The following is a 754-nucleotide window of genomic DNA, read 5'->3' on the forward strand; positions in this document are numbered from 1 at the left end:
CCCAACCTCGACTCGATAAACATAGGCACGATACTGGTGCTCGCCGTGGTCGGCATCCTGGGCATAGGCACCATGTTGAGGGAAATAGGCATTGGAAGAGGACGTAGGCCATAGGCCCTTACCCACGCCGCACCTCTAGAAAGTCTGCTCCAAGTCGACCGCACGCGTAGCCCGGCCGAATCTAGCTTAACAACTCACAGAGTAGCCCGGCCGGGATTCGAACCCGGGCCACGGGGTCTCTCCCCTCAGGTCCAGAGCCCCGCATCCATAGCCGGGCTGCGTCCGGGCACGCGGCCCGGACCGCATTGCCGTGGCCCCTTGGCCGCTAGACGACCGGGCTCGCCCCACAAACACACAAAACATTTTAAACATTTCCCCGGCGGAGATCCGTCGTTAAATTTAAATGGCGGGCTAGCTCCGTGGTCCTTGTAGAAGTCCCGCTTCACGTCACAAGCATATGGTCGCCTAGATACACCGACGATCCCCTAACAACCGGATCCATCGGTTGCGGCGTGTTGTTAAGGCCAGGCATCAGGATGTACGTTGGGCGGGGAGGCGGGAGGCCCGGCGTGAAGCACATAGAGCTCGCGCTCGAGGGCCTCGGGGTCGATGCAGGCGTCGTGTACAAATCGCCTGTGGACCTCGGCGTTGGGTACGGCCTAAGCGCCGCGTTGACTCTCGGCGCCGCTCTGGGCGCCGCCGCGTTGGCGGGCAGGCCTATGCTCGAGGGGGCCAGGCTGGCGCACGCGATCGA

Annotated in this window: 1 tRNA gene and 1 pseudogene; one reads left to right on the forward strand and one right to left on the reverse strand. The window is 62.9% G+C overall.

What is annotated here, in order from left to right:
* Nucleotides 1-202: 202 nt before the first annotated feature.
* Nucleotides 203-340, reverse strand: a tRNA-Gln gene (locus B7L68_RS08420).
* Nucleotides 341-419: 79 nt separating this feature from the next.
* Here B7L68_RS08420 and B7L68_RS08425 point away from each other — a divergent pair.
* Nucleotides 420-754 (forward strand): annotated as a pseudogene (locus B7L68_RS08425) (pantothenate kinase); the annotation flags it as partial.

It is taken from the genome of Thermoproteus sp. CP80 (assembly GCF_002077075.2).
Classification (GTDB): Archaea; Thermoproteota; Thermoprotei; order Thermoproteales; family Thermoproteaceae; genus Thermoproteus.